The sequence below is a fragment of the Luteolibacter pohnpeiensis genome, assembly GCF_016595435.1.
GTDB lineage: Bacteria > Verrucomicrobiota > Verrucomicrobiia > Verrucomicrobiales > Akkermansiaceae > Luteolibacter > Luteolibacter pohnpeiensis.
This window is the reverse complement of sequence record NZ_JAENIJ010000004.1, coordinates 69852-95328: the sequence shown is the minus strand read 5'-3', so window position 1 is coordinate 95328 and position 25477 is coordinate 69852. Positions and strand designations below refer to the sequence as shown.

23 protein-coding genes are annotated in these 25477 nt (G+C 52.5%); 7 read left to right on the top strand and 16 right to left on the bottom strand.

Annotated features, from left to right (window positions below; translation table 11 throughout):
* Window positions 1–30: 30 nt before the first annotated feature.
* From JIN85_RS03675 to JIN85_RS03660, 4 genes are all read right to left on the bottom strand, one after another.
* Window positions 31–351, bottom strand: coding sequence for a hypothetical protein (locus JIN85_RS03675; protein ID WP_200267772.1), 321 nt, complete (start codon window positions 349–351; stop codon window positions 31–33).
* A 13-nt stretch (window positions 352–364) separates the two neighbouring features.
* Window positions 365–997, bottom strand: coding sequence for a hypothetical protein (locus JIN85_RS03670; protein WP_200267770.1), 633 nt, complete (start codon window positions 995–997; stop codon window positions 365–367).
* 78 nt (window positions 998–1075) lie between these two features.
* Window positions 1076–4261 (bottom strand): efflux RND transporter permease subunit, encoded by a 3186-nt coding sequence (locus JIN85_RS03665; protein ID WP_200267768.1) that lies wholly within the window; start codon window positions 4259–4261, stop codon window positions 1076–1078.
* Between the two features lie 58 nt (window positions 4262–4319).
* Window positions 4320–4733, bottom strand: a complete 414-nt coding sequence (locus JIN85_RS03660; protein WP_200267767.1) for an RrF2 family transcriptional regulator — start codon at window positions 4731–4733, stop codon at window positions 4320–4322.
* Between JIN85_RS03660 and cysE the strand changes: the two genes are divergently transcribed.
* Window positions 4732–5601 carry a serine O-acetyltransferase gene (cysE, locus tag JIN85_RS03655; protein ID WP_200267766.1) on the top strand — a complete coding sequence of 290 codons (870 nt, stop codon included), beginning with the start codon at window positions 4732–4734 and terminating at the stop codon, window positions 5599–5601. The genes JIN85_RS03660 and cysE overlap by 2 nt on opposite strands.
* A gap of 24 nt (window positions 5602–5625) precedes the next feature.
* Complete coding sequence (locus JIN85_RS03650; protein ID WP_200267765.1) at window positions 5626–6603, top strand: hypothetical protein; 978 nt, start codon at window positions 5626–5628, stop codon at window positions 6601–6603.
* A 28-nt stretch (window positions 6604–6631) separates the two neighbouring features.
* Here JIN85_RS03650 and pdxA read toward each other — a convergent pair whose 3' ends face one another.
* Entirely contained in the window at window positions 6632–7486 is an 855-nt protein-coding gene (gene pdxA, locus JIN85_RS03645) for a 4-hydroxythreonine-4-phosphate dehydrogenase PdxA (RefSeq protein ID WP_200267764.1), read from the bottom strand.
* Between the two features lie 101 nt (window positions 7487–7587).
* On the opposite strand from pdxA, the gene JIN85_RS03640 reads away from it, so the two are divergent.
* The 3 genes from JIN85_RS03640 (at window position 7588) to JIN85_RS03630 (ending at window position 9665) form a co-directional block, all read left to right on the top strand.
* Window positions 7588–8082, top strand: a complete 495-nt coding sequence (locus tag JIN85_RS03640) for a hypothetical protein (protein ID WP_325108151.1) — start codon at window positions 7588–7590, stop codon at window positions 8080–8082.
* A 6-nt stretch (window positions 8083–8088) separates the two neighbouring features.
* Window positions 8089–9099 carry a hypothetical protein gene (locus JIN85_RS03635; protein ID WP_200267763.1) on the top strand — a complete coding sequence of 337 codons (1011 nt, stop codon included), beginning with the start codon at window positions 8089–8091 and terminating at the stop codon, window positions 9097–9099.
* Between the two features lie 86 nt (window positions 9100–9185).
* Window positions 9186–9665 (top strand): hypothetical protein, encoded by a 480-nt coding sequence (locus JIN85_RS03630; protein ID WP_200267761.1) that lies wholly within the window; start codon window positions 9186–9188, stop codon window positions 9663–9665.
* 48 nt (window positions 9666–9713) lie between these two features.
* Here the strand turns inward: JIN85_RS03630 and JIN85_RS03625 are convergent, their stop codons facing one another.
* From JIN85_RS03625 to JIN85_RS03580, 10 genes are all read right to left on the bottom strand, one after another.
* Window positions 9714–10853: a glycoside hydrolase family 43 protein gene (locus JIN85_RS03625; RefSeq protein ID WP_200267759.1), complete on the bottom strand. Its 1140-nt coding sequence runs from the start codon at window positions 10851–10853 to the stop codon at window positions 9714–9716.
* Between the two features lie 27 nt (window positions 10854–10880).
* The gene (locus JIN85_RS03620) at window positions 10881–12965 is read right to left on the bottom strand and encodes an autotransporter-associated beta strand repeat-containing protein (protein ID WP_200267757.1); all 2085 of its coding nucleotides are present in this window, start codon (window positions 12963–12965) and stop codon (window positions 10881–10883) included.
* A 558-nt stretch (window positions 12966–13523) separates the two neighbouring features.
* Window positions 13524–14516, bottom strand: coding sequence for a sulfate/molybdate ABC transporter ATP-binding protein (locus JIN85_RS03615; protein ID WP_200267755.1), 993 nt, complete (start codon window positions 14514–14516; stop codon window positions 13524–13526).
* A gap of 4 nt (window positions 14517–14520) precedes the next feature.
* Window positions 14521–15369: a sulfate ABC transporter permease subunit CysW gene (gene cysW / locus JIN85_RS03610; RefSeq protein ID WP_267906606.1), complete on the bottom strand. Its 849-nt coding sequence runs from the start codon at window positions 15367–15369 to the stop codon at window positions 14521–14523.
* A 4-nt stretch (window positions 15370–15373) separates the two neighbouring features.
* Window positions 15374–16192 (bottom strand): sulfate ABC transporter permease subunit CysT, encoded by an 819-nt coding sequence (gene cysT / locus JIN85_RS03605; RefSeq protein WP_200267752.1) that lies wholly within the window; start codon window positions 16190–16192, stop codon window positions 15374–15376.
* A gap of 5 nt (window positions 16193–16197) precedes the next feature.
* Complete coding sequence (locus JIN85_RS03600; protein WP_200267750.1) at window positions 16198–16962, bottom strand: PTS sugar transporter subunit IIA; 765 nt, start codon at window positions 16960–16962, stop codon at window positions 16198–16200.
* A gap of 15 nt (window positions 16963–16977) precedes the next feature.
* Entirely contained in the window at window positions 16978–17991 is a 1014-nt protein-coding gene (locus tag JIN85_RS03595; RefSeq protein ID WP_200267748.1) for a sulfate ABC transporter substrate-binding protein, read from the bottom strand.
* A 28-nt stretch (window positions 17992–18019) separates the two neighbouring features.
* Window positions 18020–19183, bottom strand: coding sequence for a porin (locus tag JIN85_RS03590; protein ID WP_200267746.1), 1164 nt, complete (start codon window positions 19181–19183; stop codon window positions 18020–18022).
* A 192-nt stretch (window positions 19184–19375) separates the two neighbouring features.
* Window positions 19376–19579, bottom strand: coding sequence for a YezD family protein (locus tag JIN85_RS03585; protein WP_200267744.1), 204 nt, complete (start codon window positions 19577–19579; stop codon window positions 19376–19378).
* Window positions 19560–20150, bottom strand: coding sequence for an RrF2 family transcriptional regulator (locus JIN85_RS03580; RefSeq protein WP_200267742.1), 591 nt, complete (start codon window positions 20148–20150; stop codon window positions 19560–19562). The genes JIN85_RS03585 and JIN85_RS03580 overlap by 20 nt, the downstream gene beginning before the upstream one ends.
* 300 nt (window positions 20151–20450) lie before the next feature.
* On the opposite strand from JIN85_RS03580, the gene JIN85_RS03575 reads away from it, so the two are divergent.
* Complete coding sequence (locus tag JIN85_RS03575) at window positions 20451–21011, top strand: hypothetical protein (RefSeq protein WP_200267740.1); 561 nt, start codon at window positions 20451–20453, stop codon at window positions 21009–21011.
* Here the strand turns inward: JIN85_RS03575 and JIN85_RS03570 are convergent.
* Window positions 21008–23275: a glycoside hydrolase family 95 protein gene (locus JIN85_RS03570; RefSeq protein WP_200267738.1), complete on the bottom strand. Its 2268-nt coding sequence runs from the start codon at window positions 23273–23275 to the stop codon at window positions 21008–21010. The genes JIN85_RS03575 and JIN85_RS03570 overlap by 4 nt on opposite strands.
* A 147-nt stretch (window positions 23276–23422) precedes the next feature.
* Between JIN85_RS03570 and JIN85_RS03565 the strand changes: the two genes are divergently transcribed.
* A complete protein-coding gene (locus JIN85_RS03565) occupies window positions 23423–25477 on the top strand; it encodes a S46 family peptidase (protein WP_200267736.1) in 2055 nt (684 codons plus the stop codon).

Here is a 25477-nt window from a genome sequence, read left to right as displayed (position 1 = left end):
AAATGATACCTGCATAAATCGGTGATTCGCTCAGCCCTCCATCAGTCGCAATCCCCAGGCGATCATCGCAATGGTCGCGCAAATCAGAGCGAAAAGTAACAGCAAGCTGCGGTTTTGAGCTTTCTGCATGTTGCGGAATTCGCCGCGGGTTACGGCGTCTTCATGGCGCTTCGCCCGGATTCGGTCGTCCAGGCCATCCAGCGGCGGCATGGTGCGATCCCGCTCGTTTTTCTCCCGCTCCAACCGTTTTGGGAGATCCGCCGCCTCTTTCTGGCGCTTGAGCAATTGCTGCTCCAGCTCGCGGATTTCCTGCAGTTCCAGTTCGTCCTGTTGGAGGCGGGGTTTGGGCATGATCAGAGATCGTCTACTTCGTCAAATACGCAAGCAAAGCGATGCCTCCCAGAATGATGATGGGCAGGTTGAAGGCCAGTCCATTGCGGAAATGCATGGCAAAGTCGCTGTCGCCGCTGGTTTTCGCAGCTTGCCGGGAGCGCTTGGAAGGCGCGCCGAAAATGGCACCACTGCGGCCTTTTTGGAAGTGGGCTGCAGCTTGGTCGTATTCATCGGTCGCGATGTCCACCACCATGGTGGCACGCTCCAATTTGTCGTGGAGGTTATCGCGGGTCCAGTTCTCGGGATTGATCTTCTGGATTTTCTCCAAGTGCGCCGCGAAGCAAATCCGGCATTGCTCCAGATCGTCACATTCCTGGCGGATTTCAAAAATTTCCCGATCGATCAGTGTCAGGGAATTGGAAAGTTTTTCACTCAGCTCCACCTGCTGCGAAATGAAGTCGCGCTTGCGGCCGGTCAGCTCTTCGAGTTCCTGCTTCTTGCGCTCCAGTTCTTCACGCTCTTGCTGAATGCGGTCGAGCTCGATCTGCGCCGCTTTCAGTTTGTGGTCATAATCATCCTGATTCTGGGACCCGCCGTTGGCAGGCATTTCCATTTGGGTGGATCGAAGGCGGATGTGGTGCGTGTGTTCGGCAGGCGTGGCCATGGCAAGTGGGAGGCGGGTGAACGGACCATGGCTTTACACAATTGCAAATGATTCGGCTAGAGAAATTATCCACATTGCTTAACTATGGGCCGTTTCTCCTTCCATTTCAGGCTCTTTTGGAAGGCCACTCGGGTAGCGATACCAGATCCATGCGCGGCGCAGGTGGCCCATCAAATCCTCAGCTGCCACGTAGGCGGAGGGGATGAGGTAAAGGGTGATCGCGGTTGAGAAGAGAATGCCGAACGCCAGGGAGGTGGCCATTGGAATCAGGAACTGGGCCTGCAATGACGGATCGAACAGCAACGGCACCAATCCAACGAAGGTGGTGAGCGAGGTCAGGAAAATTGGCCGGAAGCGACGGGTTCCCGACTGGATGACCGATTCGAACAGATCCTCGCCATTGCGGAGTTTCTGGTTGATGAAATCGACCATCACCAACGAGTCATTGATGGCCACCCCTGCGAGGGCGAGAATGCCAAACACCGACAGGTAGGATGGAGTGATGTCCATCAACATGTGCCCGAACAAGGCGCCGATGGCTCCGAACGGGATCGCCAGCATCACGAAAAACGGCTGATACAGCGAGCGGAACGGCACCGCGAGCAGCGCATACATCGCCAGGAAAAGCGCCACGCCGCCGTAGATGGAGCGTTTTTTGGTTTCCTCGTGTTCGGCGATGTATCCGGTGTAGCGCCAGGACAGCCCGGGATGGCGATTGAAAATCTCATCGAGCTTCGGAGCCAGATTTCGGGAAATGGCGACGATGTCGACGGTTTCGTCTTCAGGTTGCGCGGCGACGGTCACGACCTGTGCGCCATCGATGCGGTTGATGTCGGACGGGCTGCGGGAGAATGTGGCGGTTGCCACGCTGCGGAATGGCGCTTCGCCGCCGGCGGGAGTGCGAATTCTGAGTTGCTCCAGCGTGTGAAGGGATTGCCGTTGTTGCAGCGGCAGCCGGACCATCACCCGAATGTCGTCTCGGTCGCGTTGGACGCGTTGGGCTTCTTCTCCGAAAAACGCGGAGCGGACCTGGCGGGCGAGATCGCGCTGGGTCAGGCCGAGCGCTTCTCCTTCCGGGCGAATGCTGATGAGAAGTTCATCGCGGCTGCCACCTGCATCGTTCCAGGCGCTGGCGATGCCAGGGTAGGATTCCAGCAGAGATTCCGCTTGGCGCATGCATTCGTCCTTGTCTTCCGAGGCTTTACCGCGGATTTCCACCCGCAGGGTTTCCAGCTCGTCATCACCGCCACCGCCGCCGCGCTCGCCGGAAATCCGGAGGTTTTCCACATCCGGCAAATCGCCGACGAGTTCCAGCCAACGCGCTGCGATTTCGCTGTTTCTTGGTCCGGGAGTGGAACGGTCACCCGGATCCATGACGTTGATGGTGACGAAGCCGGTGCGTTGGTCGACCCGCGAATCCGCAGCCCAACCGCCGCTGGAGGTGACCATGTCCTGGATAAGGGATTTCCCGGTGCCGGGGTCGACAAACTCTTTGCGTAATTCCTCTACCTTCGAGGCCACCAGGTTGACCCGATCATCGGTCACGCTGATGGGAGTGTCGTGAGGCATCCGGATCCGGGCATTGATCCGGTTTTGATCGATCGACGGCATGTTGACAAATCCCAGCTTGCCGCTGGTGAAAATGCCGATGGATGCCATGCCCAGCGCAAGGAAGAGCGAAAGCGTGATGTAGCGATGGCGGGTGGCGATCCGCAACGTGGGGTCGTAAACTTTTTCGACGAATTTCTCCAGACCGTCTGCGATGGTTTTCTGGAATCGCTCAAAGAAGTTGAAGTGCTGGCGATGAACTTTGACGTGCTTGAGGTGGCACGGAAGAGCGAATTTGGATTCGATCAGGGAAAACACCAGAACCGCTGTCACGATCGGCGGGATCTGGCGCGTGAAGGAGCCGTAGAAGCCCTCGAAAAACATCAGCGGGACGAAGGCGATGATGGTCGTCAGCGCGCCGAAGGTGACCGGCACAGCGACTTCCTGGGCACCTTCGGTCACAGCCTTCATCGGCTCCACACCATCTTTCAGTTTGGTGTAGATGTTCTCGGCGGTCACGATTCCGTCGTCGACGACGATGCCGAGGACGATGATGAAGCCAAAGATGCTCATCACGTTGGCCGTCATTCCGAAATACGGCATCATGATCAGCCCGCCGGCGAAGGAGACGGGAATGCCGAGCACGACCCAGAAGGCGATCGAGGGGCGCAGGAAAAGGCCGAGGGCAAGCAGCACCAGAATGCCGCCCTGCATCAAACTGCCAAGCAGTGTGCCGAGGCGGCCGCGCAGTTCTACGGATGAATCATCCCAGATGTGCAGGGTGATCCCTTCGGGAAAGCGCTGCGAGGCGGTCGCCGCGTAGTGTTTTACCTTATCAGCGATATCGAGCGCGTTTTCGTCGTTCAGGCGCAGCGCTTCGATCAGAAGGCAGCGTTTGCCGTTGAAGCGAACGATTTTGCGATCTTCCTCGAATCCATCGGTAACTTTAGCCACTTGGCCCAGATGAACTTCTGAGCCATTGGTGTTGGTGATCACGATGTTGGCAAAGTCATCCCGATTGTAGGCTTGGCCTTTGGAACGGATGAGCAAATTGCCTTCCTCGGTCTGGATGCTTCCTGCGGGCAGGTCGATCGAAGAACGCTGGATCGCATCGGTCAGGTCATTCAAGGTCAGACCGTAGTCGCGCAAGCGTTGTGGATCCGCCTCGATCGAAATTTCCAGCGGGCTGGCACCGAGCACGGTGGCCTGGGAAATACCCCGCATTTCCACCAAATCATCGCGGACTCGGCGGGCGGCCTGAAGCAGGTCCGCTTCGTCCATGTCACCGGCGACGGCGATCTTGATCACGTCAAACCAGCTGGTGCTGTCCGGAATTTCAACCCGGACCGGCTCGGTTTCGTTGGGGAAGGTGTTGATTCGAGAAACGCGGGTTTTGATCTCTTCGAGTAGATCCTCGGGATCCGTCCCATCCTCGACGCGTACGGTGACGCGGCCGTTCCCGCTGGTCGCACGGGAGTCCATTTCCTCGACGCCCTTGAGTCCTTCGAGCGAGCGCTCGATTGGGATCAGAACCGATTTTTCCACATCCTCCGGGCTGCCGCCGCGATAGGGGACTTCCACATTGACCTGTTTGAAAACAACCGCGGGCTGGACTTCAAGCGGCACTTCTTCGACCGCTGAATAGATACCCCAGATGAGAATGCCGAAGAGAAGGAAGTTAGCTGCGATGTCGTTTTTGGCGAACCAGCGGATCATGGTCGGGGTATTACGTCAGGAGGCGAAGGGAACTAGCGTCGAATTTCACAAGGAAGCATTAGATGTAGAACATCGCTTCTTCCTTGCCGCGACACATGCTTTCCAGCGTGATCTTGTCCAGCGTGGAAATCAGTTCTTCGGACACATGGAGCCAGGCTCTGCGCACAAAATCACCGCTTTCCCCGACCGGAGCCACGGAACATTGGAGCAGCGATGGATCGACGGATTCGACAATCTGGCGAAGGGTGATGGAGTCCGGTTGATGGAGAAGCAGGTATCCACCGCTTTTTCCGCGTCGGCTTTCAATCAAGCCGCCGCGTCGTAGATCGTTGAGAATTTGGACGAGAAAGTTGGCGGAGATGTCTTCGCGTTGTGCAAGATCCTCAAGCCGTGTAATGGTTCGCCCGTCATGGTGTTTCGCGAGTTGGGCGAGAGCCCGGCACGCGTATTCCAATTTTTGCGAAATCTTCATGAAAGAACTCCAGCACAGCACCGATCAACCTGCTAGCACTAACATCACCCAGCCGCTTGCCGGTTGCAGCGCCGACGTGCCGGAAATCTGGCAAAATCTTTACGCTGAGGCACGTCAATTGGTCGCCGATGAACCGGCGCTGTCGCAGCTGGTCCACGATGTGATCCTGTCTCGAGACAGTCTCGCCGCAGCCTTGGGGACACGACTTTCACGCCGCTTGGCCCGTGAGGATATGCCCCGCGACATCATGGAACCGTTGTTTACGGATATTTTCCTCAAGCATCCGGAAATGGTTCAAAGTGCGGCGCGAGATCTCCAGGCGATGTTCGATCGAGATCCTGCCTGCGACTCACCGCTCGAGCCGCTGTTATTTTTCAAAGGTTTCCTGGCGATCACAACCTATCGGATTTCTCACCAACTGTGGTTGGATGGACGCCGCTGGCTGGCGCTTTATTTGCAAAGCCTCAGCAGCGAGGTTTTCGCGGTGGATATCCACCCGGCCGCGCGGATTGGCTGCGGATTGCTGCTGGACCACGCGACTTCATTCGTGGTCGGAGAAACGGCGATTATCGAAAACGATGTCTCGATTTTGCACGAAGTGACTTTAGGCGGAACCGGGAAAGTGACTGGAGACCGCCACCCGATCGTCCGCTCCGGCGTGCTGATCGGAGCGGGGGCGAAAATCCTGGGTCGGGTCGAAATTGGGACCGGCGCGAAAGTGGGTGCCGGGAGTGTGGTTTTGGCCGATGTCGCGCCTCACCACACCGTCGCAGGAGTGCCCGCCGTCGTCGTTGGACAAGCTCGCGAGGACAATCCTGCAATCGAGATGAATCAAAAGCTTGATTGTAGAGGCGGTTGTGGGATTTAATCGGCTGGTCCCCCTAGAAACCCCATGACCCGCCGTATCTCGATTTTAGCCTGGATGCTGCTTAGTGCGGCTTCGTGCGATCGTGCCAAGGACTTGGCGACAAAGGTGAAATCGCTTGCGGAACTCACTGCTGCTGAGTCGCGTAAGCTTACGGATACGCCTGATCCAGACCTGCAGAAACTGGTCGATCAGAATTCCAGCGGTACCTTGTTCCGAAAGGATTTGCCGTTTCCACACGATCTCACGGTGCAGGTGACAACTTCCAGCAGTTCGGAAGGTTCCCGCGTCTTGGTTCGAAACGAATTGGGCCCGCAAAGCAGTGTGCGATCTGGCACGGAGACGCTTGTCGATCGCTTCCGAATTTCCGGTGAATTCGTCAGACTTTCCCTGGAAACCGCGCAATTTGAGGAAAACGTAGACCCTGACGATGAAGGCACGGTGACCAAGATCACCACCAACCCGCTGGCCGGGCGATCGGTGGATCTCCGGCGTGATGGGGATAAATGGGTGGTGGCGGCGTCGAAAAGCGTCATCGCCAAAGAGTGGGCAGAGGGGCTTTTGCCGGATTTGGATGCGATGCTGAAGGATAACGGTGCCAAGCCCCGCGGTTATTGGTTTGGCAGCAGACGCTTCAAGGTTGGCGATGTGGTGCCGTTGTCCGGGGAATCGATGGCGATCCTATTTGGCGATAAATGCTCCGGCTCGGTGACTTTGAAGCTGGAGGCTTTTGAATCCACCGAAGGTCATCCTTGCGGAATGTTCAGCATCCATGGCGATTACAAGCGCCGTGGCTACGTGCGACCGGATGGTGAAACGTTCGATCAGGACGTGGTGATCGAAGGCGGCAAGGTCTGGCTGTCACTGCTTTATCCGGTGGTGATGCGTGAAGAAATGCAAACCATCGAGACCCGCATCCGGGAAACCACTGGCGGCACGACCTCGCGCAGCCAAGGGGCTTTCAATACCACGATCGTTCGCAAATGGCTCAAGTCTGACGACTGAGCCGTGCTTGTGGTGACGTAAGCCGGGATCAGGCCAATTCACATGCCAGTTGGATGGCCGCGAGCATGGATGATGGATTTGCCACGCCTTTCCCTGCAATCGACCAAGCTGTTCCGTGATCGGGACTGGTGCGCGGTTTCGGCAATCCCAGGGTAACATTCACCGCCGTGTCAAAATCCAGCAACTTCAAGGGAATCAGCCCCTGATCGTGATACATGGCGATGACTGCATCGTAATTGCCCAGCGCGGCGTCACGGAAAATCGCGTCGGGCACAGCCGGTCCCGAAAAGCAGGCGGGGTAGGCTTCGTTCAACCAATCGATCGCCGGACGGATGATCGATTGTTCCTCATTGCCAAAGGTGCCATGTTCGCCAGCATGCGGGTTGAGCCCTGCGACCGCGATTTTTGGAAAACTCCGGCCGCGTTTTTTCAAAAACTCAGCGGTTAGCTTACCGATGCGTATGATTTTTTCCTGATCCAGCAAACGTGGAACATCTGCCAGTGGTTCATGAATCGTCGCAAGGCCCACAGTGAGAGTGGTGCCGGTCAATAGCATGCCGAAATCATCGACACCGAACGCCGCGGCGTAAAATTCGGTCTGACCGGGAAACTGGAAGCCAATCGATTGCAGGTTTTCCTTGGAAACCGGTCCGGTGACCACGGCGTCGGCTTCGTCGGAAAGCAGCATCCGGGTGGATTCCATCAGTGCATCCAGCGCCGCCGCGGCGGATTCTTGATCCGGCTTTCCGGGCTTTCCAGCTGAGGCATCGCCGAGGATTTGGAAATCGAAACCAGCCGGCAGCATTCCGGAATGGAGGGCTTTATCGATGACTTCCGGGCCGATCCCCGCAGGATCTCCGAGCGTGATGGCAATGCGTGGCATGGCCGGATTGTCGGACCTGGAAGTGGCTCTGCCAAGAGATCGTTTCTCCGGGCTTGCGGGTTGTGGGTGTCAGCGCTTAGGGTCGCCGCATGTTGAGGCTGGTGAACCGATTTTGTTTGGTAGCAGTGGGGGTGACGATGCTCACCCAATGCGCGACGTCCCCCATGGGCAAAGGCAACATGGGTGGACCGACCATGGAGGAACGAAAAGCTGCGATCGCGAGTGAGCCGACCGGGAATTTCTACTATGGCCGCCGGTATTACATCGAGAAGACACGCTTTTGGGGATATTTGAAAAAGCCCCGTGATTCCTGGCAAAACGCAGATCTCGTCATGATGGATGAGAGTAAAAAACACGTGCCGGACCGTTTGTCGGAAGATGGCCCGCCGGGTCATCGCTACGGCTACGATAACAACTACGAATACCGCCTCTACGGTTACTACACCGACAAGAAAACTTACGATCCAAACAGCAATCAGTTTTTGAAAACATTCATGCTGACGGATTATCAATTGGTCAGCAAGGACCCTGGCTGGCTGTTCCGTCCTGACGATACCTACAATCCTTATCGGATCACGGTTTATCCCCATCGCTAAGTCTTGATGAAGTCTAACAACATCCAACGGGGAGTCGGCTCCTCACGACGGGAACGCGAAATCGGCGATGCGCCGGACTTGAGTCGTGTTGCCCGCATGCCCGGTGCCGGTGAGAGCGGGGGAACTCGCCGTCGCAAGCGTCGGCGCCGTGCGCTGAACCCGGAGGATGAAATGGGCAAAAAGCGCAAAACCATGCCGTTGAGCGTCATGGCTGCTTTGATGGCGATGGCCTTGCTCTTGATTGGAGGAGCTTTGGTCATGTGGATCAAACCGATTATGGATCGTCGAGGCGACATGGTCGAGGATACCAAGAGTCCGTATATGCCAGCCGCACTCCCGGAGATGCCGGAATTGACCGCACCCAGTGAAGATCAACTTCGTCAATCAGTGACGGAGGCTTTACAGGTCCGTGATTCGTCTCAGGTGGAAAAGTATTTCCGCCTCGGTAGTGCTACTCCTGACGAAGTGGTCACCTTTTTGTCGAAGATGAAGGAAACAGACGGTGAGGTGAAACGCTTCGACTTGCTCGGAGTGATGGATGCCAATCGCATGCCACTTGAAGGCTTTCTGGTGACCTTTGATAAGGATGGCGAAGTGCGAAATCGCCTCGCTTATTTCACCCCAAGCAAGAGCGGGGATTGGAAAATCGACTTTCCAGCTTTCCAACGCCGCGCAGATCCAGATTGGAATTCTTTCTTGGAAGGCTCGGCTAAGGAAACCGTGTGCAGAGTCTATATTGCCTTGGATACTTATTATAACGGCCCGTTCTCAGATGAAGCAGAATGGCGCTGCTATGGGATTGCTTCACCTGATGTCGAGAGGCTCATGTTCGGCTATTGCAAACGCAAATCCGCGCAGGACATCGCGATGTGGAAGATTCTACAAAATCAGCAAAAGCTCGCACGCGCGACTTTGGAATTAGGAAAGGTCGAGGGCGGAGGGACCCGGCAGTTCGAGATCAAGCACGTATTGGCCGAGGACTGGGTGAAGGATGATACTGCTTTCGAGGACAAGTGATGGGATGAATCAGCACAGGATTGAATTCCGCGAGGACTTCGTTACCTGTGCTTGTTTCGTTCTGAACCTCAAAGCGCTTTAAAGGCATGGTTAGAACCCTTGGGATACTGGCTCTGAAGCCTAGGACCTCATTGATCGATGGAAGATTGCTGATCGAGAGCAATTTATATCTGCAGAGATTCACACTCGGGTTTCTTCGTACTTCGATCGTTGTCGATCCGGTGGCACGCGAGTTCACGTTTCGGAAGAAAGGGAAATTAACCCGAGTCATCCTCTTCGAGGAAGTGGAACGTCTTGATTATTCTTATGCTGATACTGGAATAAACACGGACTCCGAGTTGTTCGGTAGCTTGGATACGATTGAGTGGTTCACGATTTCCCTGATCCTTCGCGAAACGCAAGAGCAAGTCACCTTAGTTCGTATCGTGGGTGAGGGGAGTGTGGATCACGGAATGCTCGGAGCACTCTTGGGCGACGGAGGGGTGGATTACCGCGGCGACCAGGAAGAGGCTTCGCAAGGCTTGGTTAGATTATTAAAAGCTATGACTGGCTTGTCCTTGGTATAAGTGTTAACTTCGATGGTTGGGGGACCCTAACTTGTTAGTATCAATACATCACTTCTTGTCGTTTGAAGTGGTGTCAGGATTGGCTAAGGTATTTGATTCTGTAGGGAGAAGATCAGCTTTGACGCCGGTATTGGTCAGGGTCACTGGTAGGATTTTCCCATCTTCGCCAAAGTTCATTTCGTCAATGCAGGTAACGCGGAGACGACCGGTGGTCTCACCTGGGTAGTGACGGTGATAGGCCATGTAGTATTTCCCAGAGCTCGGATTGTGGATTACGGAATGGTGGCCGGGACCGGTGCCTATTTGCGGATCGGTTTCCAGAATGACCGCTTCCTTGGTCCACGGGCCTAACAGGGAGTCTGACATCCCATACGCAACGCGATAACTGTCTCCTCCATAGTATCCTTCCGACCACATTAAGTAATAGGTGCCGTTCCGCTTGAAGATGATGGGTCCCTCGACATATTCGGTGGTGGGGGTGATCTCGTAATACAGCGTGCGGGCACCACTCATGGTTTCCAATCCCGTGAAGTCATCCTTCAGTTTGGTGATATTGCAGTGACCCCAACCGCCATAAACCAGGTAATAGCTTCCATCATCATCTTTGAACACGGATGGGTCAATAGGCTGGGCACCATTTTGAAATGCACCGATCAGTGGCGCGCCGATTAGATCTTGGTAAGGGCCTTCGGGTTGATCTGCGACTCCAACTCCGATACCACCAGACTCAGAGTTGCTCTGAATATCATTGGCGCAAAAAAAGAGATAATACTTTCCATCTTTCTCAACAGCTCCCGGTGCCCATAAGGCTTTTTTGATCCAGGGAATCTGTTGAGATGAAAGCACGCGTGGATGAATTTTCCAATGGACCAAATCCTTGGAGGAAAAGCCGTCATAATAAGTCTGCGTTCCCGGAACTCCGCAATAGGTCGGGTATATCCAGTATGTGTCACCGTAAATGATGGCCTCTGGATCAGCTGCCCAGCCCGGCAAGATTGGATTGCCGGAGAGAAGAGATGCTTCGGTCGGGCCGGGGGAGAAGTTTCCGGAAATCGTGACCGTGCCACTCGTGGCGCCGATGCCTGCAAGTGATGCGCCATTTGCGACCTGGATGTCACCACCAAATTGAGCATATGAATGATGGCAACTAAGGCTAAGAAGTGCGGCTGTGAAGATGGAAGATCTCATCTAATGTGATGGAAAATGGAAATGACTTTAGTTTGATTCTTGGATGTGAAGGCGTATGAATCCCTTGTCGGAAGGAATGCTATCAGTTTCTAACTGAAAGGTGTGGTATTCCCAGCCATCTGGCAGGTCCGGTAGTTCATCGGTAGCAACATTGGGAATTTCCACAACGTTCAGTGAATGGTAGTCTGTTAAGTCCCGGCTGGCTTCGACGGTGTAGCGGATGCCGTCGATGACTGCGGTAACCGACTCTTGGTCGCTGGAGAAAGTAGCACCTTGCCTGACAGGAAAGGTTGCTTGGAATCGACTGTTTTCGCTCCCAGTGTCTGCTTTGATCAATTGTCTCGCTTGATGTGGGGAGTCAGCTTCCGTTGGATTGCAACCGAGTGCGAACTCCATCAGATTATTCAAGCCATCGTGATCGGGATCCGCATCCAAGCCACGGCTATTTTCATCGGGTATTTTTTCTTCAAGCCATTCGTCGATTGTTGAAGTTCCCTGATCCCCTTCAACCGTTAATGTGACTGTATTGAGGTTCCCGTAATGGATGGAAAATGTATTTTCGCCCACTGCGATTGAAGCACCTTCAGCAAGATCTGAAAATTGGCCGTGAATTTCGCCTTCGGAAGTGATGAGTTGAAATGAGGATCCTGTGGTGAGTTTGGATGATCCCAGATCGGATATCACCAAGGTGCAGGAGTTTAAATTTACATCGCCTCCGACTTTGACCAGATCACAAGCGAGATGATCACTATCGATTTCTACGGTGAAAGTTGCAGTGCTTTCCATGTCGAGTGCGCCGCAAGTAAAGGTGCCGATCGTGGAATTCGTGTAATCAGGTTCGGCATTGGATTGGATGTTGCCATCCAAAACCAATTGACCGGAGGATACTTCTGTGGTGCCGGTGTAGTTGTATTGCCCTGTTAGAACTAAGGAGCCAGTGCCGGTTTTGATGAAACCTCCATCGCCGGTACTTCCCGTCAGATCGGCGTCAAAAACAATGGCATGATCAAGGGTGTCGATTCTTGCACCTCCGGTCTCGACGATTCCGTGGGTCAATGCGGCAGATATGAAGTTTGGATCATCTGCCGTTGGCAACAGCAGGCCTCCATTGAAGTGGATGGCCGAATAGCTTGTGCCGTTAGGATCTGAGATGGCTGGATCAATTCTAAGAGCATGGAATTTTCCGCCATCGAGGTGGAGTTCACCGGTGGCGATATCGACTTGGGTGAGGAAGACACGCCCGAGATATGCCTCTGCTGATCCAGATATAGTCCAGCTACCAAATGCTCCATCCTTGCCGAACCATGTTGAGCCTTCGGTGTTGGTGATGGTTCCTCCACTCTGTTGAATGATACCTTTACCGGTAGCTCCCACACCTAGATTGAGATTGGTGTCCACGCCGGTTTTGGAAATTGAGCCACCACTCATCAACAACTCGCCGTAAGCGCCTTGTCGTCCGATGACGAACCAGTTGTTCGTGATGGATAGATTCCCACCATCCATTTGATAGGTGGCTGCCAAGGTGCCTGAACCGGCTGCACCATTTCCTACAAAGACCTGGGCGGTGGTTTCGATGGATCCGCCAGTTTGAATGAGTTTTCCGCTAGTGTTCGAATAGCCGTAATCGGATGTGTCACGGGGGCCGATGGTGATGACCTTGCTAGAGTCGTTGCTTCTGAGTGTTCCGCCACGAATCTCTAAAACACCTGCGCCACCACTAGCTTGGCTCTGGTCTTTTCCGCCGATATAAATCTTGTTAGGAATCAGTAGAAGTCCGTCACTGACTATAAGGGTACCGGTGGCGTTTGCTCCGAAGCCAAGTCGTATCCATCCATTGGCATGAATTTCTCCACCGTCGAGAGTGAAGGAGCCGGACGAGTTGGCAGTCTCACCAGCTCTTAGATCATTGAGAGTCCAGAGTGGATCGCTGGATTTGATTAAAACATTTCCGGCGTTGTTGACGAATGCATGGTCCCCGGTACCAGGGATGGTGCCGTCACCATCCCAACGACTTGCATCAGCGTAACTTTCCTCTCCAGTGTTCCAGTAGTGATTCGCAGCATTACAAGTTAGAATGGATGCGGAGATGACGAAGACCAGGCGTGATTTCATGAAGCGAGTCGGGATACGCTGTTGCGATGTGAGCCTGACTTCCCAGAATGAAATGTCATCCTGAGGAGGTGCGCACATCCCTAAGTTTCGCAGACCTTAGCCGGTGTTCCCGACTTATCGGGTAATGATGGCCTGGTGTAGAACGAGTCTTCACTAACGCACTGGATATCAGCTTGTCCTCAGTAAAATAAAATGTGGATTCCCGCGAAAATGAATTCACATCACCCGACGTATGCTTCCGCGACGGGAGAACTTATAAGTTCAAAAGTTCCATCAAACAATTTTCGAGATATAAAGCTTGCTGAGCGCTCCTCAAATTGAGCTGAACCCCGGGTGTGAGAATTTCTGAGCAGTTTTTCGGTGTTATAGAATTGCGAGATCTCACTGCAATCCAAAGTCCGGTTTCCTCTCCATGGAATAGTGTGACTCTTGATAGTTAGTGAGCCGCCTGATACACGAATATTAGTTCAGTTTAAATAAAGTTCGAATAAACAGTAAGTCAGGCCGACGCCAACGTCCACATGGCAATCGGAAATACTTCCATGATTCATCGCACATTCACGCCGCTCCATGTATCCTCATCCTAACTGCGACCTCATCGCCAATTCCTAGAGCCAGTTCATCCAGCTGCTTTCTGGAAAGTTGAACATCCAGAAAATAACCGTCCGGCAGTCGCACGGTCAATGAGGCTACTGGGCCAGCGGAGAATAGATGGGTGACTCGAGCTAATTGATCGGTTGCTGGCTCATACTCCGCAGCAAACAGGACTTCGATTTCATGGGGGCGAACGTATTGCGGCTCGCTTCCATGCCTCTGGACTTTGTTTACGTTGCCCAGAAATTCATAAACAAACGGGCTACGAGGATGGTCGTAGACGTCTTGAGGTTTTCCAACTTGCTCGATTCTAGCGTTTCGCATGACGACGACTTGATCCGCTAACTCAAGAGCTTCCTCCTGGTCATGCGTTACGAAAAGTGTGGTGAGGCCGATCTCATCATGAAACTGCCGAAGCCAGCGACGCAGTTCCTTTCTGACTTGAGCATCCAAAGCTCCGAAAGGTTCGTCCAACAAAAGCACTTTCGGGCGAATGGCAAGTGCACGTGCCAGTGCGACCCTCTGGCGTTGTCCGCCTGATAATTGGTCCGGGCGACGTTTCGCGAGTCCTTCGAGTTTGACTAAATCTAACAGTTCGTTGACGCGGCTTCTAATTTCTCCACGCGATGGTCGGTGTTTTTTGGGTAAAACGGTTAGGCCGAATGCAATATTTTGCGCCACAGTCATGTGACGGAATAGGGCATAATGTTGGAATACGAATCCAACACCCCGCTTTACCACAGGGATATTGCTTACATTCTGGCCATGAAATCGAATGATCCCGGCTCCTTCATCAGGAAATTCCAGGCCCGCTACGATGCGTAGCAGAGTGGTTTTGCCAGATCCTGAAGGTCCGAGTAGAGCGGTTAGAGATCCATTAGGTATCTCCAAGGAGATGTCTTCAAGAGCTGAGTAGCTGCCGAAGTGCTTATGGATGGAATGTATGGAAATGGACATGAGGTTAATGTAATGGATTCCGATCTTTGGTTTCGGATTTTTGAATACCTTCGACGAGTGATTTAAGTCCCAGTGTGACCAGTGCCAAAAGAGCCAGAAGGGTCGCGCATGCGAACGCGGCGCTAAATTGATATTCGTTATAGAGCACCTCAATGTGAAGTGGCAGCGTATTGGTCTTACCGCGAATGTGACCGGAAACCACCGACACAGCACCGAATTCGCCCATCGCGCGAGCGTTGCAGAGCAGGATTCCATAGAGTAGGCCCCATTTGATGTTAGGGAGTGTCACCCGTAAGAAAACCTGCCACCCGCTAGCTCCTAATGTGATCGCTGCTTCTTCTTGATCATTGCTTTGAGATTCCATCAGAGGGATCAATTCCCTCGCCACAAAAGGAAAGGTGACAAAAAGTGTGGCGATGATGATGCCAGGCAGCGCGAAGATGATTTGAATCTGGTGTTCCGTGAGCCATGGGCCGAACCAACCTTTGGAACCAAACAAGAAGATCCATACCAGACCCGCAATGATCGGCGAAACGGCAAATGGGAGATCAATCAGTGTCAGCAGAAGCGAGCGCCCACGAAAGCTGAATTTGGTGATCAACCAGGATGCGGAAACTCCGAAAATGGTATTTGCAATGACTGATATCGCAGCTGTGATCAGCGTCAGTTTGATCGCAGACAACGCCACTTCCTCGTGCAGTGACGCGAAAAAGAGTTCCCATCCTTTCCGTAACGCCTCAGCAAATACTGCGGCCAGCGGAAGAAAAAGAAACAGTGCGAGAAAGCACATCGTGCACGTGATTAGGATAAATCTAACAGCGTGACTTTCACTTGTGACTGAATTTCCCTTCATGAAGCTAATGCTTTTGCCAATTGAGTTGGTGTTGAAGTAGGTTGATGAGAAAAAGAAGGAGGAAGGAGATGATGAGCATGCTGCTGGCGATCACCGCAGCCGCAGAGTATTTAAGCTGCTCAAGTTGAGATACGATCAAGAGCGGAAGGATCTCGGTTTTCATCGGAAGATTTCCGGAGATGAAAATAACGGATCCATATTCTCCAATCGCACGCGCAAAGGCCAATGTGAACCCGGTGGTGAGAGCAGGCAGTAGCAGTGGCAAGATGACACGGTAGAAAATGATCCATCGATTCGCGCCTAATGTAGCGGCGGCTTCTTCAATTTCTTTGCCGAGCTCATCCATCACGGGCTGCAACGTACGCACAACGAAAGGGAAACCGATAAAGGTTAGCGCGATGACTACACCCAGCGGAGAATAAGAAGATCGGATTCCCCAGTGGCCGAGGAACTCGCCGATCCAGCCGTTCGGCGCATAGATGGTTGTTAGAGTGATGCCGGCCACTGCGGTTGGTAGCGCAAAAGGTAGGTCGACCATTGCATCTAACAGCCTTCGGCCAGGGAATCGGTAGCGAACCAGAACCCAGGTGACCAGCAGCCCGAACAAGGTGCTGATGATTGCAGCAGCGAAACTCGCGCCAAACGTGAGTTCCGCCGCTGCAATGACTCTTCGAGAGCCCAGAATCTCTATCCATTCGGACCAGCTGAGCCCCGCTGCCTTGATGAACAACGCTGCAAGAGGTATCAGGATGATGAGACTTAAATAGCTGATCGTGAATCCCAATGTGAGACCAAATCCGGGTATGACTCGTCGTTTTGGCATATCAATCAAGGTGAGATATGAATTTCATTCTCTGTTTGGGCGATCACTGCTTTCAGTTCTTCCTTGTTCTTTGCGGATCGCAGATCACTGAGGATACCGTGATGGAGCATGCGGGCGATTCTCGCCAGTCCATAAAGATGCGAGCGATCATCTGGTGCGCAGAGTAAAAAGAAGATGGTTGTGCCATCAGTAAGCTCATCATCAGAACCGAACGGAACAGGGTTTGCCGTTCGTAAGAAACACATGAACTGGGTGCTGATGGCGGTGGGGATGGGACGTCTCGGATGGCAAAGGGCGACTCCACCAGGCATCGCGGTAGAGCATAGACTTTCACGATCCAGAAGTGCGGCTAGTAGATAGTCGCGATCAAACAACAATCCAGTTCTCTCTGCCAGTCCTGTCAATGCATGGATAACTTCATTTTTGGTATGGATCGGTGCATCCAGTTCAATGCCTTCATCAGGGAGCCTTGACGCGATCCGGTCAAGGGTTAGCGGACTTTGATATATTCCTTCGGAAGCCAGAGAGGATTCGATTCTCCGTTCCAATTGGATGACGCGATTTGCATCGAGTGTCTGAATTTTCTGCTCCAACCAATCGATGACGTCGTCACGTCTGAAGTGCCATGCGCCGTTGATTTCGAGCCCGGGTAAACGCTCTCCACGAACCAGTCCTTCAATGAACCGTACGGACCAGCCTAAGTTTGCCGCGAGTAGGCCAATGGTTAAATATTCGGATTTTAAGAATTCTGGGATACTATCGAGTTTCATGATGATGGAGATGCATTAAGGTTGATAGATGCGATCGAAAGTGCCGCCGTCGTCGAAATGAATTTTCTGTGCTTTCTTCCATCCGCCAAATTCTTCGTCGATTGTTACGAGCGGAATACTAGGTAATGTCGTGAGATAACGTTTGCCGATTTCTTCGTTGCGAGGGCGGTAGAAATGCTTTCCTGCGAGATCTTGGGCTTCGTCGGTGTAGAGAAATTTCAAATAAGCTTCTGCAACTTCGCGTGTTCCATGTTTCTCTGCGTTTTTATCAACGAGCGCCACAGGGGGTTCCGCAAGGATGCTGATGGACGGGTAAACGATTTGTGTTTGCCCGGGGAATTCTTTCTCAATCAAATATGCTTCGTTCTCCCAGGAGAGTAAGACATCACCAATGCCGCGTTGTGCGAATGTCGTAGTCGAACCTCTTGCGCCAGTATCCAGAACAGGAACATTTTTGAACAATCGGTTCATGTAATCGAGTATTCGAGTTTGATCACCGGCATAATTTCTTGCCGCCCATGTCCACGCCGCGAGATAGTTCCAGCGAGCGCCTCCAGATGTTTTTGGGTTGGGGGTGATTACCTGAAGTCCCTTTGTTGTTAGATCACTCCAGTCCTTGATCGCCTTTGGATTACCTTTCCGAACCACGAAAACGATAGTCGAGGTATAGGGGGAACTGTTGTAAGGCAGTCTTGTCTGCCAGTTTTCCGGTAAACGGTTGGTTTGCTGGTGAATTGCGTCAATATCTCCAGCAAGCGCCAGGGTGACCACGTCTGCTTCCAATCCATCAATCACCGATCGTGACTGCTTCCCTGAGCCTCCATGAGATTGCTCGATTTCGAGATGTTTCCCATGTTCGGCATCCCACTTTTTCTGGAATGCGGCGTTAATCTCTACATAAAATTCACGGGTTGGATCGTAGGAAACATTCAGGATTTTGATGGTTTTACCACTCTGTTTGCTTTTTCCGCAAGACGTGATGAGTATGGAAAGTGATAGGAGCGTAATGATGATTTGATGTGGTTTCATAATTGCATGAATATGGATTTTGATGGATTTAAAATGAAAAGCGAAGACCGCCAAGGAGATCGAATCCGTTGTAGCGATCGGAGTGGCTATTTTGGCCGAGAGCTGCATATTCGGCACCGATAAGGAGTTTTAACTTATCGCCGTGGATGAAATACTGGCCGCCCAGGTAAACCGACTGATAGGTATCGCCGCGCATGGCTTCAGCCGTGCTTTCATATCTGCCTTGAGGACGAATTCCGTTCGGACCACGGCTCGCTGAAAACGAATAGCGACCTACAAGCTGAAATTTGTCAGGAACAAAATCATACATGGTTTGGATGAAAAATCCAAAAACGTCACTGTCTTCATCATTCCCGCCTGTGGCGTAATAGTCTTCAAATACGACCGCTACGGATCCCTGTTTAATCCAGAAGGTTGACGCGATAATATCATCATATCTTCCAAGTACCCGATCACCTTCTCTGCGTTCGCTGTGTAGCCAATCCAAGCGAGCATCGGCTTTTTCGGTTCCGAGTTGTTCCTTGAAATCGTATCCGATCCCGAATGAGTAAGAATACCCTCCATCGAGGTTGCCGAATTCCCCGTCTCCCCATGAACCTGTGCCACCCGTGGTAGCCGGGGTTGAGTTTGAATAGATTCCTGAACGCCATGTGAATGGTTGAGCCGAGCCTTCGATCGTAAAAGCTGTGGCTCGATTGATGTTGAGCTGGTTGAAAATTTGAGAACGCTCAAAGGTTGGCTGCGTGTTAGTCGACTCAAGCCAGTCATATTGACCGATGAGTGGTTTGGTTTTTCCAAGGGTGATTGCAGTCGATCCATTTGGCTTGTAGCGGATATAGGCGTCTACCAAACCATCGTAGAAATCCTGGAAGCCGTCATTGCTTTGGAAGTCCAAACGTAATTCGATTTTTCGCTCCAACATCAAGGCGTCGAAGCCAAATCTGGAACGTCTGTCTTCCCAGTCTGATGACTCACCCCGGTCCGAGTCTACGTGCGTGTATTGCCCCTGGTAGCGGCCACGTAACTTGAATTGTTCCAGATACGGGTTATTGGGATTCTGATAGAGAGTTGCGAGTTTCCATAAGTCGTCAAAAGAAGATTCATCCGCCAGTGTCAGATCCGGCGTCAGTAGAATGGCTCCCAAGGCGAGAGCAAGATGAGGTGTTGCTTTGGTAGGAGAAATGGATGTCATGATTTCTGATAGAATTAGATTCGGGGGCAAAAAAAGACCGACCAGACAGCGGGGAAAATCGAAGAGCTGTTAGAGTCACGTGGCGTGTCTCTACATCTCCTGTTGATTTCCTCCGGTTGTCCGGTCGGTCTTGCTAACAGTCAGGGCGGCGCAGGTAGGACCTAGCCTATGTGATGTTGTTAAATGAGATTGTTAGGAACGCGGTTTTGATGGGGCTTCTTCGCGATCTGCCACAAAGCGGGTTTTTTCGATGCTTTCGATTTGAGTCACTCGTCCATCGTGGACCGTGATTTGAACAGAGCCAAAGCGTAGATTCGCAACCTTGGTGCAAACTACCTCTAACCATTCCGCCTGGATGCGATCCGGGCGGGGAGTATCAGAGTTTGTCGATGTCATCTTGGTTCGGATTTGAAGTTGCTAATTGCGAGAGGCCCGCCAAAAAGCCGTCAGCGGGATCGGCCCGACGTTTTGGAGAATCGGGTTTCTCACTGGAATTATTGGCTGGAGCAAAAGGTGGAACAATGCCATCGCGACGCATTTTTCTCAGCGTCACCTCGACGACTTGAGCAATCGAATACCGATCCAGAATGTTGGCGATCGCATTGCGCACATCGATCATGACCATGCGTAGCCCACAGTGATCTTCATCCGGGCAAGTGCATGGCTGATAGGCGTTCTCACTCGCACAACAAAGTGGGGCAAGTCGACCGTCCATCAATCGGACCAATTCCCCGACGCCGATTTGATCGGCGGGCTTTGCCAAAGCGTAGCCGCCGAACTTGCCGCGCATGGTTTCAACGATGCCCGCGTCACGCAGCTCCTGGAGAATGCGTTCCACGAATTTTAAGGGAAGACGGTTCGCCTCCGCCAATTCCGCGCCTGAAACAGTGCCACGCCCAACCTCGGCTGCGATGCCAAGATTGATCGTAGCTCGTAAGGCGTATTCGGATTTCTTTGAAAGGTTCATTCGTAAAACTAGACAAAGAAGTAGGAGAAAGAGCGCCGAATACAAGAATTATTTTCCGGCAAGAATCGTAGATGATGGAGGTTATTGCTTGCGGTGAGCGCGTGTGTCGAATATTCCTACATGGAAGTAGGAATTAAAATGATGCCGAAACGATTGGATTCTGAGGATTATTGCCGCTTGAGCGACTTCTTGCGTGCTCCCTTGCAGCGCTGTGCTTTGTCCACAGATCGTCTGACGGCTAGAATCGATTTTCCCGTTTACCATCTGGGACGAAAATTTGGCTGCCCGATTTTTTCTCATATGTCGGGTCTGGCATCACCTGATGCGGGAAAGACCTTCGGTATTATCGGATTGAATCGAGTGGGCATCCCAGGGCCAAGTGAAGTTGCCATCCAGCTCCTTGGACTGCTGGATGAGGATCCCGCTTTGGTTGGCGGTGCGATGGTGAAAATACTACCGGTCGGGGACCCTGTAGCCTTCGAGCATGAAGTCGAAGATTCTGAAGAGCTCGATACGGCAGCTTCCCGACATGTGGTTAACGGCTTTTCCGGTCTCGCCTGTGATGGATTGTTAGAAATTCATAGCTCGCCCGGTTCGAAAATCTGGATCGAAGGCGAAGCGACGCCGCGTTTATTGCGTGCAATTACCGAGCTTCGTTCGAAATATCGAATCGACCAAACTGGCGGTGTGAGTGGTGCGCCGTCGCATGTGTATCTCAGGCGTGTGGCAGCGGGCCATCGTTGGTCACTGCAATTGCATCTGCCGGAGTGTGATTTCGATGCGGGTGCTGCACAGGCGGTTGCCCGATTCATTGCGGGCATTTTCAAATCCCATGCAGCACTTGGAACTCCGGTTTGTTAGAAGGTGAGATGGTAGCTTTTGCCTTTTTCCGTTGGTAGTAGGAAGGTGCCGTCTTGATCCGCTGGGAGGGTTTGTTCTCCGTTTACGGTGATGGATTTTGGATCGCCATGAATCCGCAGCTTCGCAGGTTTTCCGAGTAAGGAAGTCATCGTGGCCGAGGTGAGTATTCCGTTCTCCCACGCGGCTCCTACTTCGAATCCTCCGCGTGCTTTCAGGCCTTTGAAGCTGCCAGTTTTCCATTCGGGAAGAAGAGATGGCAGGATCGAAATTTCACCAGCCTGGGACTGAACTAAGGTTTCACAGATGCCAGCGGTGATACCGAGATTGCCATCAATTTGGAAAGGAGGGTGGGTGGTGAAAAGGTTTGGCATGGTATTGTAGGTCAAAAGGCCGCGCATCATTTCCGCAGACTTTTGTGGCTGATGGAGCCGAGCCCAAAGGGCGAGTCGCCATGGCCAGGTCCATGATCTACGGGAATCACCCGAGGTTCCGCGTGCTTCCAGAGATATGGCCGCAGCCTTTGCAAAATCAGGCGTCATGGTTTGTGAAATCTGATGTCCTGGGTAAACGGCGAACAGATGGGAGGTGTGGCGGTGGCCGGATTTTTCGAGCTCCGGGCGTTCCGTCGTCCATTCCATCAGTTGGCCCCAGGAGCCGATTTGTGGACCGAGAAGCTTGTCCTTGGCGGACGCAATCTTCGCGACGAACTCATCATTTTTTCCGAGTATCTTTGCTGCGGCCAAAGTATTATCAAATAAGTCCCAGATCATTTGCTGATCGTGAGCAACACCATCCTCCCGCGGGCCGTGCTCGGGGGACCAACCGTTTGGCGCGAGCAGTTTGCCGTCTTTCTCGATCAAATGGCTTAGCCAAAGTGCGGAGACATCGGCGAAGAGTGGCCATGCACGTTTCCCCAAAAACTCTTGATCACCGGTAAATGCATAGTGGTCCCAATACGCCTGAGCCAACCATGCGGATGACGGCATATTCCACTCCCAGCCGTTGCCGCCGAAAATGTTGACAGAGGTGCGCATGGTCCAGCCAGGGGTTTCCTCACCAAACGCTTTCACAAATGCAGCTCGGGTTTCGGGTTCCATCGCCTCGGTCCAATTGAACAATGGCATGGCGCAATCTGATAGATTTGCAGGCTCCGCCAGCCAGTAATTCATCTCAATGTTGATATTGGTATGATAATCACTGCCCCAGGCAGGATTATTACTATTGTTCCAAAGGCCTTGCAGGTTGGCTGGGAGGAAATCGCGCGAGCATGAAGCGAGGAGATACCTGCCATAGTGAAACATCAGAGCCTCAAGATTCGGATCATCGCCGCCTTTTTGGTAATCTGCCAATCGCTCCGCAATCGATTTGTCAGGAGCTGGTCCAACATCAAGATCGGTCCTGTCCATATACGGAGTGAAATCGTCCAAATGTCTTTGTCGCAATTCTAACTGTTTGCCTTCGGCTGCAGTCAACTGTTGCTCGACCGTCTGAGTTGGGTCGATACCGCTACGAAATTCCTTTGCCGGATCAAGCGCGTAATCGGTTGCTGCTCCAAGCAGGATAAGGATTTCGTGTCCTTTGAAGTGAACTTCATTTCCTTCTGCGCTCGGCTTGTCGGTATCTGATAGAACCCTTGCGGAGGCGGAATAACGAAGGTGATTGGTGAGCTCCCCACTGAATGATACGGTGTTTCCCGTGGCAGTTGGAAGTTGGTCGTGGGCATCCTTGATCGATACGGCGCCGGAAATTTCCCGGTCTCCTGTCGCACTGATTTTGATGGCGATGATCTGGTCAGGGTGACTCGCGAAAACCTCGCGCTGGTAAGTGATGCCATCACACGTCCAGGACGTGGTGTGGATGCCGGTGCGGAGGTTTAGCGTGCGTGAGTAGTTGGTGGTTTCTGCTTTTTCCGGGCGATCCAGCCGGATGAAGAGTTCGCCGAAATTTTGATAGGCCCCGAAGCCGCCATTCCGGTCATTGTCGCCCGATGGATTCTTGTCTCCTGTCCATAGGCTGGCATCATTGAACTGAATGCACTCGCTCCAGGGTAAGCCAAAAATCATCGCTCCGATCCTGCCATTGCCGACGGGCTGTGCCTGGGATTCCCATTTTGATGAGACGGATTTTTCAGCATCGCTGAAAAAGTCTGCCACTGATGAATCATCTCCAGTTGGAGGCGTGTCGAAGCGAATTTCGAGTGGTTGTCGAGCCTGGGCGCAGGCAACTGGGAGAAGGAGGGCTGTTAAAAAGAGTCGAAGCGGCATGTTGAGAATATGCGATTTGAGGACTTTACGGTTCGAGAGTGGTACTTCGTTTCAACGAATTGATCTCGATCGTCTAAGTCGCGGAAATTTCTGATTTCATCGAAGCAAAGGTTGCCCGGTTGGAATTGCTCCTTATTCTGCGCAGCGATGACCGCCCAATCGATTCGGCTGACCAGCCTATTGTTCGTTTCTATCCTCACTGCGAAAGCCGATGAGGGGATGTGGCTTTTCAACAAGCCCCCTGTTCGTCAGGTGAAAGAAAAGTATGGATTTGAAATGACACCCGAATGGTTGAGTCATTTGCAGCACGCTGCGGTCCGATTCAACAATGGTGGCTCGGGATCGTTTGTTTCTGACGAAGGATTGATTCTAACAAACCACCACGTCGGTTCAGGCTTCTTGGAAAAATTAAGCACCGCGGAGCGCGATTTGTTGAAAGATGGATTTTATGCCGACAGTCTGGAGGCTGAGTTGCCGTGCCCGGGATTGGAATTGTATGTCTTGCAAGGCATCCGCGATGTGACCCAACAAGTGGACGCTGCCGTGAAGGGCCTTAGCGGTGAAAAAGCTGTCGCAGCGCGTCGTGCGGTGATCGCAGAAATTGAAAAGAATGCTACCGATCAACCTGATGAAAAAGGCGATGTGGTGACACTTTATCGTGGAGGTTCTTATCAACTTTATCTCTACAAGAGCTATACGGATGTCCGATTGGTGATGGCTCCCGATGCCCAAGCAGGTGCGTTTGGTGGAGATCCGGACAACTTCGAATTCCCGCGCTATTGCCTCGATTATAGTTTTTTTCGTGCTTATGAAAATGGCAAACCCGCAAAGACGCCGGATTTCTTGAAGTGGAATTCGAACGGTCCGAAAGAGGGTGAACTGACTTTTGTGGCGGGCCATCCGGGGAGTACTAACCGCTCGGTCACCCTGGCTGAATTGGAGGATATGCGTGATCGATCCATGCCTGATCGATTGGCACTGATGTTGCGGAGCGAGGCGATTCTACGCGCTTGGGCAGATCGTGATTTGGAAAATGCCCGTCGGGCGAAAGGTTCGATTGTTGGGACTCAAAATGGTCGCAAAGCGTATATGGCAAGATTGAACGGTCTGTTAGATCCAGCTTTCATGCAAAGAAAACAGGCATCTGAAGATGCGTTCCGCAAGCAATTGAAAGCCGATGATCAATGGGCAAAAGCTGATGCCGCATTCGACCAAATTGCCAAAGCCACTGCGGGTGAGGAAGCGCTGTCACCTCGCATTCAAATGCTGGAAGGCGGTTTCGGAACTGGCCTATATGGTATGGCAAAAACGTTGTTGCGCGTGGCTGATGAGTCTGAAAAACCCGATGGTGAGAGATTGGGTGAATATCAGGATGCCAGCCGTGTTTCGTTAGAGCTCGGATTACTATCGGATCGTCCATTTTATAAAAACTTGGAGACGGTTCGCATGGCGGATGCTCTGATGGTTTTGTGCGACAAGCTTGGAGCAACCGATCCCATCGTGGTAAAAATACTCGCTGGGAAGTCGCCCCAAGAGCGTGCAGCGGAATTGGTAAGCCAAACGCAGATGGATGATGTGGAAGTACGGCGTGCGCTTTACCAAGGTGGCAAGAATGCGGTCGATGCATCGAATGATCCGATGATCGAACTTGCCCGCCTTGTGGACCCGGAGGGGCGTGAATTACGGGCCAAGGCGGAAGAGTTTTCCGAGGCAACGGCAGAAGCTCACCAGGAAATTGCCGAGGCTCGATTCGCCATCGAAGGCGATAGCAATTACCCGGATGCTACTTTTTCGCTGCGCCTGTCGTTCGGTGTCGCCAAAGGCTATACAGAGGATGGCGTAGCCATTCCATACGAAACCACATTCAGCGGAATGTCAGCCCGGAGTGTCAATCAGGGTGGCGTAGCACCATTTGATTTTTCACCGAAATGGTCGGCGAGCATGGCGCAACTGAATCCGGAAACTCCAGTCGACTACGTCACCACCAACGACATCACTGGTGGAAATTCAGGCAGTCCGGTTGTAAATGAAAAAGCAGAATTAATCGGTCTGGTATTTGATTCGAATTCACACGGATTGGTATCTGACTTTGCGTATACGGAAGAGCGGGGACGCACGGTTTGTGTTCACCCGGCAAGTATCGTGGAGTCGCTGGAGAAGATCTATCACGCAAAGCGCGTGCTGGATGAGATTTTGAAATAG

Excerpts from the sequence above, each read along its gene's own strand:
- JIN85_RS03675 (WP_200267772.1), bottom strand. The coding sequence starts at position 351 with ATGCCCAAACCCCGCCTCCAACAGGACGAACTGGAACTGCAGGAAATC.
- JIN85_RS03670 (WP_200267770.1), bottom strand. The coding sequence starts at position 997 with ATGGCCACGCCTGCCGAACACACGCACCACATCCGCCTTCGATCCACC.
- JIN85_RS03665 (WP_200267768.1), bottom strand. The coding sequence starts at position 4,261 with ATGATCCGCTGGTTCGCCAAAAACGACATCGCAGCTAACTTCCTTCTC.
- cysE (WP_200267766.1), top strand. The coding sequence starts at position 4,732 with ATGAAAGAACTCCAGCACAGCACCGATCAACCTGCTAGCACTAACATC.
- JIN85_RS03660 (WP_200267767.1), bottom strand. The coding sequence starts at position 4,733 with ATGAAGATTTCGCAAAAATTGGAATACGCGTGCCGGGCTCTCGCCCAA.
- JIN85_RS03650 (WP_200267765.1), top strand. The coding sequence starts at position 5,626 with ATGACCCGCCGTATCTCGATTTTAGCCTGGATGCTGCTTAGTGCGGCT.
- pdxA (WP_200267764.1), bottom strand. The coding sequence starts at position 7,486 with ATGCCACGCATTGCCATCACGCTCGGAGATCCTGCGGGGATCGGCCCG.
- JIN85_RS03635 (WP_200267763.1), top strand. The coding sequence starts at position 8,089 with ATGAAGTCTAACAACATCCAACGGGGAGTCGGCTCCTCACGACGGGAA.
- JIN85_RS03630 (WP_200267761.1), top strand. The coding sequence starts at position 9,186 with ATGGTTAGAACCCTTGGGATACTGGCTCTGAAGCCTAGGACCTCATTG.
- JIN85_RS03625 (WP_200267759.1), bottom strand. The coding sequence starts at position 10,853 with ATGAGATCTTCCATCTTCACAGCCGCACTTCTTAGCCTTAGTTGCCAT.
- JIN85_RS03620 (WP_200267757.1), bottom strand. The coding sequence starts at position 12,965 with ATGAAATCACGCCTGGTCTTCGTCATCTCCGCATCCATTCTAACTTGT.
- JIN85_RS03615 (WP_200267755.1), bottom strand. The coding sequence starts at position 14,516 with ATGTCCATTTCCATACATTCCATCCATAAGCACTTCGGCAGCTACTCA.
- cysW (WP_267906606.1), bottom strand. The coding sequence starts at position 15,369 with ATGAAGGGAAATTCAGTCACAAGTGAAAGTCACGCTGTTAGATTTATC.
- cysT (WP_200267752.1), bottom strand. The coding sequence starts at position 16,192 with ATGCCAAAACGACGAGTCATACCCGGATTTGGTCTCACATTGGGATTC.
- JIN85_RS03600 (WP_200267750.1), bottom strand. The coding sequence starts at position 16,962 with ATGAAACTCGATAGTATCCCAGAATTCTTAAAATCCGAATATTTAACC.
- JIN85_RS03595 (WP_200267748.1), bottom strand. The coding sequence starts at position 17,991 with ATGAAACCACATCAAATCATCATTACGCTCCTATCACTTTCCATACTC.
- JIN85_RS03590 (WP_200267746.1), bottom strand. The coding sequence starts at position 19,183 with ATGACATCCATTTCTCCTACCAAAGCAACACCTCATCTTGCTCTCGCC.
- JIN85_RS03585 (WP_200267744.1), bottom strand. The coding sequence starts at position 19,579 with ATGACATCGACAAACTCTGATACTCCCCGCCCGGATCGCATCCAGGCG.
- JIN85_RS03580 (WP_200267742.1), bottom strand. The coding sequence starts at position 20,150 with ATGAACCTTTCAAAGAAATCCGAATACGCCTTACGAGCTACGATCAAT.
- JIN85_RS03575 (WP_200267740.1), top strand. The coding sequence starts at position 20,451 with ATGTCGGGTCTGGCATCACCTGATGCGGGAAAGACCTTCGGTATTATC.
- JIN85_RS03570 (WP_200267738.1), bottom strand. The coding sequence starts at position 23,275 with ATGCCGCTTCGACTCTTTTTAACAGCCCTCCTTCTCCCAGTTGCCTGC.
- JIN85_RS03565 (WP_200267736.1), top strand. The coding sequence starts at position 23,423 with ATGACCGCCCAATCGATTCGGCTGACCAGCCTATTGTTCGTTTCTATC.